This window comes from Iodobacter arcticus, from assembly GCF_042664895.1.
GTDB classification, from domain to species: domain Bacteria; phylum Pseudomonadota; class Gammaproteobacteria; order Burkholderiales; family Chitinibacteraceae; genus Iodobacter; species Iodobacter arcticus.
Genome location: NZ_JBHTBQ010000044.1, coordinates 304,942 through 322,105, shown reverse-complemented (window position 1 = coordinate 322,105; position 17,164 = coordinate 304,942). Strand labels below are relative to the sequence as shown.

Genomic DNA, 17,164 nt, shown 5'->3' with positions numbered 1-17,164 from the left:
AGGTAAAACCCAATCCTGTTAACTTAAGCGGTTTCATTTAGCAAAATCCAAATCTTAAACCACAGAGAACACAGAGAGCACGGAGTTTCACAGAGAAAAACAGCTTAGGAGCTGAGCATTTATAGGGTGTACAACGACGCAGTCGTTGCGCACCGAAATTGGTGCGCAAGAAAAACGACTTGCACACCCTATATAAAACCAAGCCTTAGCTACTTTTGATCTTAAGTTGATAGGATTTGGGTTGCACCCACTCTACATATCATTGGGCTAGCTTGGTGTAATAGGCACAATGCGTATCCTTACTTTTTCTTACACAATGCCTCTTTCAACTCCCGCCTCTGCCCCGCGTTCACCCTCTCTAAATAGCAGCTTGTGCCAATCAGGCTTAGCCTAAAAACCTCTGGCTTTTCTAGGCTTAAACCTTGCAGTTTCGAGCGCTCGATGAGTAGTTGGCTGTCGTCCATTAAGGCACCGTGTGCCAGTCTCACTTCAGCAATACCTAGCATCTGGGCAACGGTGCGAGGTATTTCTTCGCTCGGCGTTTGCAAAACAGCGGCGACCGGAGTTTGAGCCAAAGCTTGGCAGCCGCTTAAGAGCAGGCAGAGGAGTAGGCGTTTCATCGCTTGGCTTTTTCTAGCGTCATAATTTCTCGGCTGGCAGGGCGTAGTGGCTTGCTTTCACCCAGTGTTTGCCCCATCGCTTGCCCGTTGGCAGGGCATTGACCCGTGGCGCGGTAGTTTAAAGCGGCGGCAATTAGGCGCTCATTTTGGTCCCCCAGCGGCAATTTAAAATCTTCGCTTACATTGCAGCTGGGTGCAAAGCCGTCGGCATAGTCGCCAAAGCCTTTATGATTTTCACCTTGAAACTGCACGGCATAATAAGTGGTGCCGCAATTGTCTTGCGGGATAAATCCATAAGGCTTACCGCAGGTTTGTCCGCCGATTAAATTGACTTTCACATCCACACCGCGCAAGCCATTAATAATCGCTTCGCTCGCTGAGCAAGTGCCGCTGCCTGCCAGGATGGTGATTTCTTTTAAGTTAAGTGTGGGTAATACTTGCGGTAAAAATGCACTGGAAATACTCGATGTTTGATAAAAAGGCCAGGTGTTATTCGGGTCTACTGGGGTTTTATCGTTATATTTTAGTTTAAAAAACGTTTTTCCCTGAGTTTGTGCTGGCCCGGCAATCATATAGCTTAGCTCATCGGCAATATAAAGTGCGCCGCCGCCGTTATAGCGTAAATCCAGAATTAAGTCTGATACACCCTCATTTTTTAATTTATCTACAGCATCAATGAGCTGTTTCTCAGAAATCGCATTGTGGCTATTAAATGTTAAATAACCTACTTTTCCTGTGGATATGTTAAAGCTTTTTACATTTTGTACGGGGGTTGTTTGAATATCAGCCGAGATTAATGTTTTATATAGTTTCTGCCCGTTTAAATCTTTTAATACAAAGCTGTGGCTTTGATTTGCTACTGTTGGAAATAAACCTGAGTTCAGTGCATCAGTCTTATTGCTATAACTTAAATCATAGCCATCTACTCTTTCAATTTCCATTCCCCGGCGTATACCGGCTTTTTCAGCCGGAGATCCTGGCTCGGTGTAGGCCACAATTAATTTACGAGGGAACTGGGTAGAAACAAATGCATATTCCATACCATAACCCAGCTCAAGCCCTGATTGGCTTTGCTTATTAAATTCCGCCGTACTCTGGCTAAAGTGATAGTGATCTTTTTCTTTGCCGGATGCTGTCAATGCCGGTGTTTTGAGCGCATTAAAATAATCAACTGCAGTATTGAAATGATCGGGATTAAGATTTTGCGGTACTTCTCTGTACCAGAGATAGGTTTCATCTATCCATGATCTTAGCCAGTTTTTCTCATTTTTTAATGAGCCTGCACGGTCTGGATAGGGGAGGTTACTATTATAAGGATCTGCGCCAGTTCTTGGATTAGCACATAAATCTTTGTATGTACTAGAGGCCAGCAGAGGGTTGTTTGAGGGGGAATTTGTGTCTTCTTGCGAGCCGCCACAAGCGCTTAAGGCGCAGATTAGGCCTAGATAACTGTATTTCAGGTGGTGTTTTAAAGCGGTTGTTGGTTTGAAGCGCATGGTTTCTCTCTAAACAAGCATGGTTTTTTGAAATATTGTTTTAAGTTTTTGCCTTGATTCAAGAAAGTATTCTACATCGGCTGGTATGTAAATCATTATCCTTACCTCAAAATATATTCTAGGCGCATACCGTTTTAAATAGACGCAGACAAGCTTGCTAGCGTTTATTTATTCAATCACCGCACGTTGCGCCTTGATCATTTCACAGGCCAGTGTGGTGTAGGTGGCAGCCCAAGCTTTTTTTACATCATCAGTAAAGGCATCGGCCAAACCTTGTTCCAGCGTCCAGAGTAAGGCGTGGCCCACGGTGGTGTAGTGTTCTTCTTGTACTGCATACTTGGCGTGCCGTTCACCCAGTTTTTGGATGGTAGGTAGCAGCACTTCTGGCTTATTAATATTGTCCACGGCCAGCTTAATACTACTCATCAGCATCGCACCTTGTTTCTTGATATCACCTTTAAAAAGCGGTCTTACTTCGGGGGCGATTTCAAACAAATGTTGATAAAACATTTCGGCTGCAGCATCGGCAATCGGCAACACAAGGGCCAGTGTTTCTTTGACCAGTGCAATATCTTTATCAGTTAAAGCCATGATGTTTATCCACGGTAAGATTGAGTAAGGGGCCGCAATGCGATGACTTTCAAGCAAGCGCGTAATTGCAGAAATTTAATCATGCTGCTTAGACCACTATGGTCTGTCAGCTATTGTCATGCAGGGCGGGCCGACTAGTGGATTGCTGCTTGCCAGCAAGGCAAGTAAGCCACCCTGTTTTTCCCAATGTGTTTTTAATGCGGTACACGCTAGAATCAGGCTATGGAAACTTCTTCTTTTGCTTCGGCTTTTATTTTGCTGCTCCTTGTGACTGATCCACTGGGTGGCATTCCTTTATTTGTCTCCTTGCTTAAACAAGTGCCCAAAGCCAGACGAACGCGCATGATTGTGCGTGAAGTGTCGGTGGCTTTTTGTGTACTGGTGATTTTTATGCTGTTTGGTCAGCAGTTTTTACAGCTGATGCATTTATCTGAAACATCATTGGGGATTGCGGGCGGGGTGATCTTGTTTTTGATTGCCTTGCGAATGGTTTTTCCGCACCCGGAAGGTGTGTTTGGCGATACGTCCGAGGGCGAGCCCTTTATTGTGCCCTTAGCTATTCCCCTGTTGGCAGGGCCGTCTGCATTGGCAACGGTGCTACTACTGGTGTCGCGTGAGCCGGCCAGGCTTTGGGAGTGGATTGGTGCATTAGCGCTGACGATGTTGGTGTGCGGTTTTACGCTGGCTTTTTCAGAAAAAATTAGCTTATTGCTCGGCGAGCGTGTAACTACGGCATTTGAGCGTTTAATGGGGCTGATATTAACGGCGATTGCGGTAGAAATGCTGCTTTCAGGAATTCGTCATTATTTGGCAACGCTGCCTTGATGCTGCACAAAAGCGCATAATTAGGGCGACTTATAATTAGATTTGATGATTTTCTACCTAAATAGGAATACACAATGAATCAAGATGAATTGAAACAAGCCGTTGGCCGTGCTGCACTTGAATATGTGCCGGATAATTGTATTGTTGGCGTGGGTACAGGTTCTACTGCTAATTATTTTATTGATGCATTAGCCACCATAAAAGACCGTATTCAAGGTGCGGTTTCTTCATCAGAGGCGAGCGTGGCTCGTTTAAAATCACATGGCATACCGGTATTTGAGTTAAATACAGTTGATCATTTACCTGTGTATGTAGATGGGGCTGATGAAATTAATCGCCAATTGCAAATGATTAAAGGCGGCGGTGCGGCTTTAACGCGTGAAAAAATTGTGGCAGCGGTGGCTGAGCAGTTTATTTGCATTGCTGATGAAAGCAAATTAGTGGATGTGTTGGGCAAGTTTCCTTTGCCAGTAGAAGTGATTCCAATGGCACGCTCTTATGTGGCGCGGCAATTAGTTAAATTGGGCGGCCACCCGGCTTATCGTGAAGGTGTGATCACCGATAATGGCAATATCATTTTGGATGTGCATGGGCTACAAATTAGTGAAGCAAATAAATTAGAAAGCCAGATTAATGAAATTGTAGGGGTCGTCACTAATGGCTTATTTGCGCATCGTCGTGCGGATGTACTGTTGTTAGGCACAAGCAAAGGGGTGCAAGTATTAAAATAGTGCCAAAGCGACTGGCTGTTTTTTAGATACTTGCAATAAAATAGTCATATAGATATGCTATTTTATAATAAGCTTAAACTGTAGGAGTATTTCTTTAATGGCTGAACATATTTCAAAACAATTTGATGCTGAACTAGAAGAAATTCGCTCCCAAGTGATGGGAATGGCTGGTTTGGTAGAAGAGCAAGTACGCCAATCGATGCAAGCTTTGGCATCTGGCGATCTGAATATCATTAATCATGTGCTGGAAGAAGAAAACCGCGTCAATGAAATGCATGTGCTGCTTGATGATATGTGTATTCATATGATTGCGCGTCGCCAGCCAGCCGCATCTGATTTACGTATGGTGATGACGGTGATTAAGGCCGTAGAAGATTTAGAAAGAATCGGCGATAAAGCGACACGTATTTGCAAACGGGCAAAGAATATTTATGAAGCGGGTCGCTTACAAGTGCCTCGTTTTAATGAATTAAATCATATTGCGGAGCATGCATTGGATATGCTGTCTAAAGCATTAGATGCATTTGCTCGTATGGATGCGGTAACGGCAACGGATGTAAAGCGCGCCGATGAGCGTTTAGATGATGAATACCGTGCATTACAACGCCAATTAATTACTGTGATGATGGAAGACCCGCGCGCAATTACTATTACCTTAGAAATCCAATGGATTGCCAAGGCGATTGAGCGTATTGGTGATTTGGCGGTAAGCATTGCCGAGCAGGTTATTTACTTGGTAAAAGGTCAGGATGTTCGTCATAAAAACCAGGAAGAAGTCGATCGGGTAGCGCTGAGCTAAGCTAATTTCAATTTGGTTTATTGAAGTTTAAGGGCAAATACGTGCAAATCGTCTTTGCCCTTTTTAACGTGTGGGGATTTTCCTGTTTGCCAGCAGGGCGGGGGCACGTTATCGTTACGCCCATGCTCTCATCTCGGTATTTACATGCCTGATTATCCTATCATTGCCGCAGTCGATCTTGGTTCTAACAGCTTTCGCTTGCAAATCGCTCGTGTGGTTGAAGGTGCTCTGTTTCCCTTAGATTCTTTGAAAGAAACCGTAAGGCTGGGGGCAGGGCTGGATGCCTCTGGATCGCTCACGCCTGAAGCTCAGCAACAAGCGCTGGAGGCTCTTTCCCGCTTTGGCGAGCGCTTGCGGGGCTTGCCTGTGGAATGCGTGCGTGCGGTTGCAACCAATACATTTCGGGTTGCTAAAAATGCCAGCGTTTTTCTTCCCCAAGCGGAAGCCGCTTTGGGTTTCCCCATTGAAGTGATTGCAGGGCGTGAAGAGGCACGGCTGATTTATATTGGCGCGGCGCACAGCTTGCCTGCTACGCGTGATAAACGTTTGGTGGTGGATATTGGTGGTGGCTCTACCGAGTTGATTACCGGTAGCCATTTCAGAATTTTTCGTACCGAAAGCGTGCCGATGGGCTGCGTGAGCTGGAGCTTACGTTTTTTCCCCGATGGAATCATTACGGCCGAGCGCTTGGCTGAGGCCGAGCTTGCTGCGCGCGGCATGTTGCTTTCACTGGTGCCCGATTTTAATCATGAGCAATGGCAGCGTGCAGTAGGTACTTCGGGCACGGCCCGCTCGATTGCCGATATTTTAGAGCTGAATGATTTTTCTGCGCTGGGCATTACTCGCGAGGGGATGGATAAGTTGCGTCAGCATATTCTGGCCGCAGGGCATGTTGATAAAGTGCAGCTTAATGGCCTGCGCTCAGATCGCCGCCCCGTCTTGCCAGGTGGCTTCGCTATCATGATGGCCGTGTTTGATATGCTGGCCGTGGAGCGCATGGGCGTGACCTTTGGTGCGCTGCGTGATGGCGTTTTATACGATTTGGTTGGGCGTCAATCCGAGCATGACATCCGCCACCGCTCGGTCGAGCAGTTTCAGCGTCGCTATCATGTTGATCCTTACCAAGCCGAACGCGTGGGCATCTTGGCGGGCAAATTATTTAGCCGCATGGTAGCGGACGATACGGTCGGCGCGCATCGCTTGAATATGGCAGCTTCCTTACACGAAGTAGGCCGCTCCATTGCGCACGCTAGCTATCACAAACATTCTGCTTATATTTTATTGCATGCCGATATGCCGGGTTTTTCTAAGCGCGAACAAGCATTGCTGGCGCGCTTGGTTTTAGCGCACCGCGGCGGCCTCAGTAAGCTGAATGACGAAGCAATCGATTTAGTGGAATGGTCAGCAATTCTGGCACTGAGGCTGGCGACTATTTTCTGCCGCTCCCGCACAGATATTGATTTGCCCTTGCTGCGCTGTGAGGCCAATAGTAAGCAATTTTTGCTGGAATTAGACAATGCTTGGTTAGAAGCTAATCCGCTGACGGCTTATGCACTAACAGAGGAGGTGCACGCGTGGCAAAACATCGGCATGAAGCTGCTCGTCGTAAGCTAAGAACGGTTCCTACCGCCACCAAAGTCGGCATGGCACCAGGTAGCCTGCATTATGTTGGCCCGCGTGTAGCAGACCCAACACTGGCTACTTTGATCGAGTACGGGCAGGGTGCGGATGATTTTCAAGAAACTCATTTTACTTCTTTGGCAGAAGGAGCTGATTATCAACCGCAGTTTCCCCTGCTCTGGCTTAATTTGCATGGCCTTGCCAATATCGATTTACTCAAGGTAGTAGGCCGCCGTTTTGGCCTGCACCCCTTGGTGCTGGAAGATATTCTTAACACCGAGCAAAGACCCAAGGTTGAAGTATTTAACGGCTATGTATTTATTTGCCTGCGCTTGGTCAGCGTAAGCGATGCGGGTGAGATGAGCAGTGAGCATGTCAGCATTGTGTTGGGGCGGAATTATGTACTGACCTTTCAAGAGCAGCCCAGCGGCACTTTTAATCAAATTCGCGACGGGCTTAAATCAAATCAATCGCAGCTTAGGCGATTTGGCACAGATTATCTGGTGTATACCCTGCTGGATAAATTGGTTGATCGTTATTTTGTGGTATTGGAAGCGATTAGTGACCGTTGTGAAGATTTGGACGATGCGATTTCCAGCGGCCCTCATCCATCCCAACTGCAAGAAATTCAAGCTTTGCGCCGCACGATGCAATATCTAAAACGCGGTTTATGGCCGCTGCGTGAAGTGATGAATACTTTACAGCGGGATGAAGCGGATTTCTTTCGCGATGAAACCCAGCTCTATTTGCGTGATGTATACGATCATGTGGTGCAAATGATAGAAAGTGGCGAGGCGCTGCGGGATTTAGTCAACTCCTTGCAAGACAATTACATGTCTTTGCAAGCAAATCGCATGAATATTGAAATGCGCCGCTTAACCGTGCTGACCACCATCTTTATGCCGCTGACTTTAATTGCAGGGATTTACGGTATGAATTTTGAAGTGATGCCGGAGCTAAAATGGCAATGGGGCTATTTTATGGTTTTAGGAGGAATGGCGGTAATTGGGCTTGGCTTAACGCTGTATTTCAGGGCTAAGCGCTGGTTTTAGTGGGGGGGAGGGTAAATAAACCCAAACCTTAAACCACGGAGGAAAGGAGGACACGGAGTTTCACGGAGAAAAACATAAATAGGACATGGCTCGAAATAAGCTCCCGAAATTGCAGACTGGATAAAATCGTCATCCCCGATAAATGCATTCAGGGATGACGACCGTGTCATTGCAGAAAGTTAATATGAAGCCAATTCTTAGTAAGGTTTTCTCCGTGAAACTCCGTGTTCTCAGTGGTCTCCGTGTTTCAAGATTTGGGTTTTATTAATGTAGGGCTTACTAAACCCACCAAGCAAAAGCAAATACGGCAAACATGGATAAGCCGATCGCAATCTTGGCTACCGCCCCCACCAACATGCCAATAAACGTGGCGATGCCCACTTTTCCGGCTTGCATTACATCTTTCTTTGCCCAGAATTCACCCGCTGCTGCACCAATAAATGGCCCTAGCAACAGGCCGGGCAGGCCAGCGAAAATACCTAAAATGCCACCGATTAAAGCGCCCCAAACCGCAGCAGGACTAGCCCCTGCTTTTTTTGCGCCTAATGCCCCAGCAATATAATCCAGCGCCATCGATAGAATCAGCAGCAAGCCCAGCACGGTAAGCCAGCCGTAGCCCACCCGCACAAACTGATCCAAATACGCCGCCAGCAACATGCCGCCAAAGATAAACGGGGTCGAAGGTAAAAACGGCAGCAGCGTGCCTAAAAGCCCTGAAATCATCAAGACCCAAGCCAGCACCCACCAGCCAATGTCTGCACTTAAAATTTCTGGCATGTTTTTCCTGAGGTAAGAATCTAAGTGAGTTTGAGTATGAAATGGAGAGAAGGTTCTTGCTATTCTGCTGTGAAACTCTAAGGGATTGTAGGGCGGGTGCAGCCCAATCCTATCAACTTAGCTATATATCATGTCGTTGCCACGCAATAACAAACATTGAATCCTCGTAGGGCGGGTGAAACCCGCCGTTTTTCGTGTTTCTAGTAAAGCTCGGCGGGTTTCACCCCATACGCGCTAACCAAATTGTTTTTCATTATATAAACAGCGAAAAAGCATAATAACCACGCTCTTTGCATAGGGCTTAAAAGTCCCCTTGAAGCACGCCGAAGCGAGGAATAAGCGGCTCGGGGTTTCGGAAAAGGGGTAGCGAGGCAGCGAGCGCGCAGCCTTTTTCGCCGAGCTGCTTATCCGCAGCGAGGGGCCTTCGTGCTGGTCGGGGCGGCCTTCTTTGCTTACTTTCTTGGCCGTTCAAGAAAGTGAGTCCCACGCGGGGGATTCCCGCACTTAAATCAACGTGCCGAAGGCACTAAAAAGATCTCAGATCTTTTTGACATTGCCTCGTGTATGGGGTGCAACCTGCGAGAGATGCTGAAAAATACGCGGGTTTCACCCGCCCTGCTTATAAGCTAACTCAGCCTCTTCCTTAAAAACAAGCTGAGCTGTTCCACCAACCAAGATAACCCCAGCATGGCGATGATGATGGTGGCGGCTTGTTGTTGTTGGAATAAAGAAAGAGTGAAGTAGAGCTGCTGCCCCAAGCCTCCCGCACCGACCAAGCCTAAAACGGTGGCCATGCGGATATTGTTTTCCCAGCGGTAGAGCGTATAGGCCATCCATTGTGCGGCAACTTGCGGCATGAGCGCGTAGCAAAAAGCGTTTAGGCGACTACTGCCTGAGCAGACCAGCGCGTTAAATGGCTGGGGATCGGCGTTTTCTAGCGTTTCGGTAAACAGCCTGCCCAGCACACCGCAGGTATGCAGCGCTAGCGCTAAGGTTCCGGCAAAGGGGCCAAGGCCGACGGCCAGCACCATGATCGCCGCCCAGAGTAAATCAGGCACGCCGCGTAGTAAATTCAGCCATAGCCTTGCTGCTGTTTTGGCTCCTATCCCCCAGCGGCCAGCGGCTGGCAGGGCGAGCACTGCTGCGCCAAACAACGCAAGCAGCGTGCCAACGGCAGAAATCGCCAGCGTTTCTAATGCGCCTTGTGCCACGAGTGATAAGTGTTCTGAGCGGGTATCAAAAGGGAAAAAATCGTAAAGATAGGCGAAGAGTTGGCTGCTGGCGCTAAAGGCCTGTTGCCAATCGCTCCATAGCCAGTAGCAAGAAAAGGCCACCATGCCAATTGCCACCAGCAGCATTTTGCCCACGCTATGTTCGAGTGCTTTGCGGGCGGCTTGGCTGATGGCTTCGGTGCAGGTGACGAGCAGTAAAAATACGATGAGCAAGCTGCCGACTTCGCTGCCATTCATCATCTTGATGGAGGTATCAAGCAATTGCCCCAGCCCGCCAGCGCCGACAAAACCCATCACGGCTGAGGCACGAATCGCGCATTCCCAGCGATACACGGAGTAGGAAAGCAGCTCGGGCAGGGCTTGCGGCAGCAGGGCGTGGGTGAAAATCTGCCAGCGCGAAGCACCGCTGGCCGCGAGTGCCGCAGCGGCTTCTTTGGGCTGCGATTCTAAAATCTCTGAATAAACTTTCCCCAGCATGCCGCCATAGGCTAAGCCTAGCGCCAGCACCGCTGCTGTAGAACCCAGCCCAAAGGCGCGCACAAATAGCAGCGCCCAAACGATTTCTGGCACGCCGCGCAGCAACACCAAGGCACTTCTTAATAGCGGCACACCTAGCCAGCGGGCAGCGCGATTGCGGCCAGCGGTGAGTAGCGGAATCGATAGTGCTTGCGTGCTGAGTAGGGCGGCGGGAAAGCCAATCAGCATCGCCAGCAGCGATCCAGTCGTGGCTACGGCCAACGTCTGGATGGTGGCCAAACCCATCTCTTGCAAAAATTCGGCGGAATGAGCGGGCGGGAAAAAGCTGCCTAAGAAAACAAAAAGATGGCTAAGCGTGCCGCTTTCTAAAAGCTTCCAAGGTGCAAAACCACTGAGCTGGAAGGCGGGTGCAAATAGCAGAATAACGATCAGTGTAATCGTTAGGCGCAAGCGTGCAGCGGGGTCTTTCTCCCGAATGAGCGAGCCTTGTGGATTGCCTTTCATAAACCCAAACCCACATCTTGAACCACGGAGGAGGACACGGAGTTACACGGAGAAAGCCTGAGTTCTGTCGGTGAAACGCTATGTTCTCGGTGGTATTGAGGATTTAAGATTTTGACAGGGAGATAAGTGCCATGGACTAGCATCGAGCGCCCCGAGGCAGGCTGGCTGCTACTGGAGCGCTTGGATCATTACTTTCCCCTGCATACAGCGTATCGAGCAGGGCTGGGCTGACTTCATTACTCGGCAAATCAAACTGAATTTGCCCTTGAGAAATACCAATAATGCGCGGGAAAAATTTGAGCGCCAGATCAACCGAATGCAAGCTAGTCAGCAGCGTGGCTTGACGAGCCTGTGCTGCCGAGGTGAGTAGCGCCAATGTTTTATCGGCTAATACGGGGTCGAGTGCGGAAACCGGCTCGTCGGCAAGGATAAGATCGGGGGCTTGATACAGCACACGTGCCAAGCCCACCCGCTGTAATTGCCCGCCAGAGAGGGTATCGCAAGCCACAAATAATTTATCAGCCAGCTGCACCTGCTCTAATATATCGCGTATCCCAGCAATATCTTGCGGATAAGCCAGCGCCAGTAAAGATTGAGCAAAGGATTGCTGCCCTAATCGCCCTGCCGCTACCGCGGTGATCACACGGCTTTTGCCAGGCAACGGTGGTGCTTGATACACCATGCCAAGGCGGCTGCGTAATTGCTGCAGACGGCGACGCTCTAGTTGCCACGGGTTTTGATCTAATAAGCGCAGCTCGCCGCTATTGGGTGCATGGTGAGTGCCCAGCAGCCTGAGTAATGATGATTTACCCGCGCCAGAAGGCCCAATCAGCGCAATCTGCTCGCCCTGAGTGGCGGTAAGCGTGATGTTATTTAATACGCAAGTAGCGCCAAGCGTGAGGGAGAGCTGTTGCAGTTGGAACATGGTGTACTTATGGAAAAGGGTAAAAAAATCTGTAGGCACAGATATCAGGGAGAACATGGTTTTGTAGGTTGGGTTAGCTGGTCTATTCGTCCGTTTAAAGGGCGGATAAATCAGCGTAACCCAACATTTAAGCGCAAACAGAATGTTGGGTTACGCGATATATCGCTGAGCGAGGCAAGCCTCGTACGCAGACCGCTAACCCAACCTACGAATTCCCCCTAGGTTGATAGGATTGGGCTTCACCCGCCCTGAAAATGGCAAATCATGATTTCTCAGTGTTCTGCTTTTAAGCTCAGTGTTCTCTGTGTCTACAGACCTTAGGTTCTTACTTAATCAAATCCACTTTCTTAGCCGATTCTTCAATCGCTTTGTAATTCTCGGCCGAGGTAGGGATAAAGCGGCTGGCGCGTTGTAGATCGAGCACTTCTTTGTGTGCTGGGTTTTTAGCATCTAGCTTTAAGAAAGCCGCTTTCAGCTTGGCGGCAATGCCCGCATCCAGATCTGAGCGAATGGTCCAGTTGTAATCAAAGAACGGTGGCGTGGTGTAGAACACGCGCACTTTGTTTGGGTCTACTTTCTTTTGCTCGACCAATTTATCCCAAACCGAAGCATTCAACGCACCCGCGTCTACCTTGCCCGAAGCCACCCAAGCCACCGTTGCATCGTGGGTGCCTGAATACGCTGGCAGGCCTTTGAAATCTTTATCAGGGTCAATACCTTTTTGCTCAATAAAGTAGCGCGGCATTAAATGGCCGGAGGTGCTAGATGCCGAGCCAAAGGCAAAGGTTTTGCCTTTTAAATCGTTCAGGCTATTGATATCGCTACGGGCGGTAATAAATTTGCTGGTGAAACGCGCGTCTTCTTCGCGTTGTACCAGTGGCGTTACCTTGCCGCGTTTATTGGCTTGTACAAAAGTAAAGCCGCCCAACCAAGCCAAATCAATGCGCTTGCCAGCCAGTGCTTCCACTACGGCAGCGTAATCAGTCACCGGTACAAACTGCACTTTCATGCCCAGCTCAGCTTCTAGATATTTGCCCAGCGGGGTGAATTTACGCTGTAGCTCGGTAGGCGATTCATCAGGAATCGCCGAGACTCTTAATACTTCCTCAGCCTGGCAAAAGCCAGCAGCTAGTAAGGAGGCCACAAGGGCGATGGAGCGTAGGTTCATGGTGGTTTTCTCTAATGTTTGATGTGGGGCGGGTGAAATCCCAATTCTATCCACTTAAGCTTGCGTCTTTCGTAGGGCGGGTGAAACCCGCGTGCGGTGTTGAAAAACACGCGGGTTTCACCCGCCCTACGATGATTCAATATTTGCCATCTCGCGGTAGCGTCATCATATTTGGCTAAGTTGATGGGGTTGGGTGCAACCCGCCATACAAAAGCTTAAGCATTACGTGGTTTTTTGCTGCTCCACCAAAACAAATGTGCGCCAATCAGGATCATTGGCAGGCTGAGCAATTGCCCCATCGAAAGGTGCAGAGCTAAATAGCCAAGGAAATCATCAGGCTCGCGGGCGAATTCGGCGATAAAGCGGAACAAGCCATAGCCTAATAAAAACAGCGCAGAAACTTGGCCGGTACGGCGTGGCTTGGCAGAATAAATCCAAAGCAGGGCAAATAAGACGATGCCCTCTAATGCAAACTGATACAACTGCGAAGGGTGACGCGGCAGCCCGTCGTGCGCCTGCGGGAAAATCATCGCAAAAGGCATATCTGCCGAAGTTACACGGCCCCATAGCTCGCCATTGATAAAATTACCTAAGCGGCCAGCGGCTAAGCCTAGCGGCACCAGAGGGGCGATAAAGTCGGTCACTTGAAAAAAGCTGCGGCCGGTTTTGCGGCCAAACACCCACATTGCCACCAATACACCTAAGAAGCCGCCATGAAACGCCATGCCGCCTTCCCATACTTTGAGGATGTCTAGCGGGTTCGAGAAGTAAAAGTCTGGCTTATAAAACAGCACATAACCCAGCCGCCCACCGAGGATCACCCCTAGCACGCCATAGAATAAAAGATCGTCTAGCTCTTCTGGCTTCCATGTGTTTGATTGCTTGGCGCGCATACGGCCCATAAACAAAAACAGCATAAAGCCGATCAGATACATCAGCCCGTACCAGTGGATGCCTATGGGGCCAATTTGGATGGCGATCGGGTTAAATTGCGGATGAATTAGCATGCAAACCAGCCTTCCGATAAAATGGGCCGATTATACCCTAGGCGATGTTGACATTTGATTCGCAGAACGCGAAACAATGGGTAACTAAGCCGTACTTAGCCTGAATATTTCCTTTAGGCCGCCAGCCCTGCATGTTGGAGTGACAAAATTACTTTTACGATGCAGAGTCGATCAGCCGTTTTTTTGATGAGCTTCCTGCTTTTACCCAAGCGGTTGATGCGCTCTTTAATAAATACGGCTATTCAGATATTTGAAGTTTTTTCCTGATTGATTACTTCGCTGCAAGGATCTAAAAATGCCTGTCTATCGCTCCCGCACTAGCACGCATGGCCGTAAAACAGCTTGCCGGTAGCCGTGCATAAAATAGATCTGTAATTCTAATTCTGAGTTTTTCCTTAATTCTATAGAAAGGAATAAAAATGCCCGTCTATCGCTCCCGCACTACCACGCATGGCCGTAATATGGCCGGTGCCCGCGCCCTGTGGCGTGCAACTGGCATGAAAGATGGTGATTTTGATAAGCCCATCATCGCCATTGCCAATTCGTTTACCCAATTTGTGCCGGGCCATGTGCATTTACATAACTTAGGCCAGTTGGTCGCCAGAGAGATCGAAAAAGCCGGTGGTATCGCTAAAGAATTCAACACCATTGCCGTAGATGACGGCATTGCTATGGGGCATTCGGGCATGCTGTACAGCCTGCCCAGCCGTGATCTGATCGCCGATTCGGTTGAGTATATGGTCAATGCGCATTGTGCCGATGCGATTGTGTGCATCTCCAATTGCGACAAAATTACCCCCGGCATGCTGATGGCCGCGCTGCGCCTGAATATTCCGGTGATTTTTGTTTCCGGCGGGCCGATGGAAGCGGGCAAGGTGGATTGGAAAGGCGGCGTGCGTAAGCTGGATCTGGTCGATGCCATGGTTGAAGCCGCGGACAGCAGTGTGAGCGATGAAGAAGTCGCCGAGATCGAGCGCTCTGCTTGCCCAACTTGCGGCTCCTGCTCGGGCATGTTTACCGCTAACTCGATGAATTGCTTAACCGAAGCTTTGGGCTTGTCCCTGCCGGGTAATGGTTCGATGTTGGCCACTCACGGCGATCGTAAGCAATTATTCTTGCAAGCGGGCCGCACTATTGTTGAAATCGCCAAGCGCTATTACGAGCAAGATGATGATTCGGTCTTGCCGCGCAGCATCGCCACCAAGGCCGCATTTGAAAACGCCATGAGCTTAGATGTGGCGATGGGCGGCTCGACCAATACCGTCTTGCACCTGCTGGCTGCCGCGTTTGAGGCTGAAGTTGATTTCACCATGCAAGATATCGACCGTGTTTCCCGTGGCGTGCCGTGCTTAGCTAAAGTCGCACCGGCTACGCAAAAATATCATATGGAAGACGTGCACCGTGCCGGTGGCGTGATGGCGCTATTGGGCGAGCTAAACCGCGCTGGCCTGATCCACGCGGATGCTAAAACAGTGCATGCGCCGACCATGGGTGAAGCGCTAGCGAAGTGGGATATTAGCGTCAACGACAAAGACAGCGAGGCACATCGCTTCTTTAGCGCAGCCCCTGGCGGCGTGGCAACCACCATCGCGTTTAGTCAATCGATGCGCTGGCCAGATCTGGATCTAGACCGCGAAAATGGCTGCATCCGTAGCAAACAGCATGCTTATAGCCAAGACGGCGGCCTTGCCGTGTTGTCGGGTAATATCGCACCGCTGGGCTGTATTGTTAAAACAGCTGGGGTCGATGATTCCATCCTTAAATACACTGGCCGCGCTCGTGTGTTTGAATCGCAAGATGATGCAGTTGCCAGCATTTTGGCCGACCAAATCGTAGCGGGCGATATTGTGGTGATTCGCTACGAAGGCCCAAAAGGCGGCCCCGGCATGCAAGAAATGCTCTACCCAACTAGCTATTTAAAATCCAAAGGCTTGGGTAAAGCGTGTGCGTTGCTGACGGATGGGCGCTTCTCTGGTGGCACTTCCGGCTTATCGATTGGCCACGTCAGCCCAGAAGCGGCCGATGGCGGCTTGATTGGCCTTGTGCACGAGGGCGACACCATAGAAATTGACATCCCCCAGCGCAGCATTCGTCTTAGCGTCGATGACGCAACGTTGGAAAACCGCCGGGCAGAAATGGAAGCGCGTGGCAAAAACGCGTGGAAACCAGTTGATCGCCAGCGTTATATTTCCCCAGCGCTCAGAGCCTACGCCGCCATGACCACCTCCGCCCACACCGGCGCGGTGCGTGATGTTAGCCAGGTTGAACGTAAGGGGTAAAACCTAAGATCTGTAGACACAGAGGACACGGAGAAAGGCGAGGAGAACACGGAGAAAACCAAATGAAACTAGGTTTGGGTTTTCTCCGTGAAACGCCGTGCTCTCTGTGTCCTCCGTGGTTCAAGATTTGGGTTTTTGTAGCTATGCAGCCATACCAGAGGGCGGTGCGCAAGAAATCCGACTTGCACACCCTATAAAAACCAAGCTTTGCTCCGCTAAGTTGATAGGATTTTGGCCAGCATTGCCTCTAGATTCCCAATACAAGCATTCGGGAATGACGCGTTCGGTGTTGGTATTAACTCGTTTTTCTCTGTGCGCTCTGTGTTCTCCCCGCCCTCTGTGTCTACAGAACTTTTGTTGAAAGGCCAACTATGAGCGCCATCGCAACAGCCATCCGCCGCGTTGTTACCCGCATCCCCTACGGCAAAGTCGCTACCTACGGCCAGATTGCCAAGCTCGCTGGCTACCCCAACCACTCCCGCTTCGTCGGCCGCTGCCTGCATGATAAAGACACGCCTGTGCCATGGCAGCGTGTGATCAACGGCCAAGGCAAAGTCAGCCCTAGAGGGCTGGATGGCAATGATGACGAACAGCGTTTTCTATTACAGTGCGAAGGAGTGGAGTTTGGGGAAGGTGGCAAGATTGATTTAAAGGTTTATTTGTGGGATGGAGAATGAAAAACAGCCACTTGGTTATGAACTGCACCCCAAAAGTTGGACACCCGTCCATATTTTTGGGGTGTTTTTATGTCCAAGTACTCAACGCAATTCAAGCTGTCTGTCGTTCAGCAATGTTTAACTGACCAGGCAGGTCTCAAAACGATCGCCAAGCAACATGGCATCGAGCAGGCCATGTTTCGCCGCTGGGTGAGGTCGTTTCGCCAACATGGTGAATCGGGTTTAGCGCCCAAATACAGTCATTACAATGCCGCATTCAAGCTCTCCGTGCTCCAGCACATGTGGGACAATCATCTTTCCCAGCAGGAAACTAATGCTTATTTTGATATTCGTAGCCCCACTTGCTTGAATCAATGGAGCGCGCAGTATGACGCTGGCGGAATT

16 protein-coding genes are annotated in these 17,164 nt (G+C 49.6%); 8 read left to right on the top strand and 8 right to left on the bottom strand.

From position 1 onward, the window contains the following. Nucleotides 1-299: 299 nt before the first annotated feature. The 3 genes from ACFQNF_RS18930 to ACFQNF_RS18920 all read right to left on the bottom strand — a co-directional run bounded on the left by ACFQNF_RS18930 (nt 300) and on the right by ACFQNF_RS18920 (nt 2,707). Entirely contained in the window at nt 300-620 is a 321-nt protein-coding gene (locus ACFQNF_RS18930) for a hypothetical protein (RefSeq protein WP_380189630.1), read from the bottom strand. Continuing rightward, nucleotides 617-2,116: a S41 family peptidase gene (locus tag ACFQNF_RS18925; protein WP_380189628.1), complete on the bottom strand. Its 1,500-nt coding sequence runs from the start codon at nt 2,114-2,116 to the stop codon at nt 617-619. Before ACFQNF_RS18925 ends, ACFQNF_RS18930 begins: the two co-directional genes overlap by 4 nt. 168 nt (nt 2,117-2,284) lie before the next feature. Continuing rightward, nucleotides 2,285-2,707: a globin family protein gene (locus tag ACFQNF_RS18920; RefSeq protein ID WP_380189626.1), complete on the bottom strand. Its 423-nt coding sequence runs from the start codon at nt 2,705-2,707 to the stop codon at nt 2,285-2,287. A gap of 222 nt (nt 2,708-2,929) precedes the next feature. On the opposite strand from ACFQNF_RS18920, the gene ACFQNF_RS18915 reads away from it, so the two are divergent. From ACFQNF_RS18915 to corA, 5 genes are all read left to right on the top strand, one after another. Beyond that, on the top strand, nt 2,930-3,532 hold the full coding sequence (locus tag ACFQNF_RS18915) for a MarC family protein (RefSeq protein WP_380189624.1): 603 nt from the start codon (nt 2,930-2,932) through the stop codon (nt 3,530-3,532). 74 nt (nt 3,533-3,606) lie between these two features. Continuing rightward, nucleotides 3,607-4,263 carry a ribose-5-phosphate isomerase RpiA gene (gene rpiA, locus ACFQNF_RS18910; protein WP_380189622.1) on the top strand — a complete coding sequence of 219 codons (657 nt, stop codon included), beginning with the start codon at nt 3,607-3,609 and terminating at the stop codon, nt 4,261-4,263. Between the two features lie 97 nt (nt 4,264-4,360). Then, nucleotides 4,361-5,062 (top strand): phosphate signaling complex protein PhoU, encoded by a 702-nt coding sequence (phoU, locus tag ACFQNF_RS18905; protein ID WP_380189620.1) that lies wholly within the window; start codon nt 4,361-4,363, stop codon nt 5,060-5,062. Nucleotides 5,063-5,206: 144 nt separating this feature from the next. Continuing rightward, nucleotides 5,207-6,676: an exopolyphosphatase gene (gene ppx / locus ACFQNF_RS18900; RefSeq protein WP_380189618.1), complete on the top strand. Its 1,470-nt coding sequence runs from the start codon at nt 5,207-5,209 to the stop codon at nt 6,674-6,676. Beyond that, nucleotides 6,637-7,734 (top strand): magnesium/cobalt transporter CorA, encoded by a 1,098-nt coding sequence (gene corA, locus ACFQNF_RS18895; protein ID WP_380189616.1) that lies wholly within the window; start codon nt 6,637-6,639, stop codon nt 7,732-7,734. Before ppx ends, corA begins: the two co-directional genes overlap by 40 nt. A gap of 279 nt (nt 7,735-8,013) precedes the next feature. Here corA and ACFQNF_RS18890 read toward each other — a convergent pair whose 3' ends face one another. From ACFQNF_RS18890 to lgt, 5 genes are all read right to left on the bottom strand, one after another. Beyond that, the gene (locus ACFQNF_RS18890) at nt 8,014-8,511 is read right to left on the bottom strand and encodes a DUF456 domain-containing protein (protein WP_380189615.1); all 498 of its coding nucleotides are present in this window, start codon (nt 8,509-8,511) and stop codon (nt 8,014-8,016) included. Between the two features lie 626 nt (nt 8,512-9,137). Beyond that, nucleotides 9,138-10,724: a phosphonate ABC transporter, permease protein PhnE gene (phnE, locus tag ACFQNF_RS18885; protein WP_380189614.1), complete on the bottom strand. Its 1,587-nt coding sequence runs from the start codon at nt 10,722-10,724 to the stop codon at nt 9,138-9,140. Between the two features lie 136 nt (nt 10,725-10,860). Continuing rightward, nucleotides 10,861-11,649 (bottom strand): phosphonate ABC transporter ATP-binding protein, encoded by a 789-nt coding sequence (locus tag ACFQNF_RS18880; RefSeq protein WP_380189613.1) that lies wholly within the window; start codon nt 11,647-11,649, stop codon nt 10,861-10,863. Nucleotides 11,650-11,974: 325 nt separating this feature from the next. Continuing rightward, nucleotides 11,975-12,817: a putative selenate ABC transporter substrate-binding protein gene (locus ACFQNF_RS18875; RefSeq protein WP_380189612.1), complete on the bottom strand. Its 843-nt coding sequence runs from the start codon at nt 12,815-12,817 to the stop codon at nt 11,975-11,977. 215 nt (nt 12,818-13,032) lie between these two features. Then, nucleotides 13,033-13,824 carry a prolipoprotein diacylglyceryl transferase gene (lgt, locus tag ACFQNF_RS18870; RefSeq protein ID WP_380189611.1) on the bottom strand — a complete coding sequence of 264 codons (792 nt, stop codon included), beginning with the start codon at nt 13,822-13,824 and terminating at the stop codon, nt 13,033-13,035. 419 nt (nt 13,825-14,243) lie between these two features. Between lgt and ilvD the strand changes: the two genes are divergently transcribed. From ilvD to ACFQNF_RS18855, 3 genes are all read left to right on the top strand, one after another. Beyond that, the gene (gene ilvD, locus ACFQNF_RS18865) at nt 14,244-16,103 is read left to right on the top strand and encodes a dihydroxy-acid dehydratase (RefSeq protein ID WP_380189610.1); all 1,860 of its coding nucleotides are present in this window, start codon (nt 14,244-14,246) and stop codon (nt 16,101-16,103) included. Nucleotides 16,104-16,474: 371 nt separating this feature from the next. Next, nucleotides 16,475-16,780: an MGMT family protein gene (locus ACFQNF_RS18860; protein WP_380189608.1), complete on the top strand. Its 306-nt coding sequence runs from the start codon at nt 16,475-16,477 to the stop codon at nt 16,778-16,780. A 69-nt stretch (nt 16,781-16,849) separates the two neighbouring features. Then, a partial coding sequence (locus ACFQNF_RS18855; protein WP_380189607.1) for a transposase occupies nt 16,850-17,164 on the top strand: 315 nt, incomplete at its 3' end.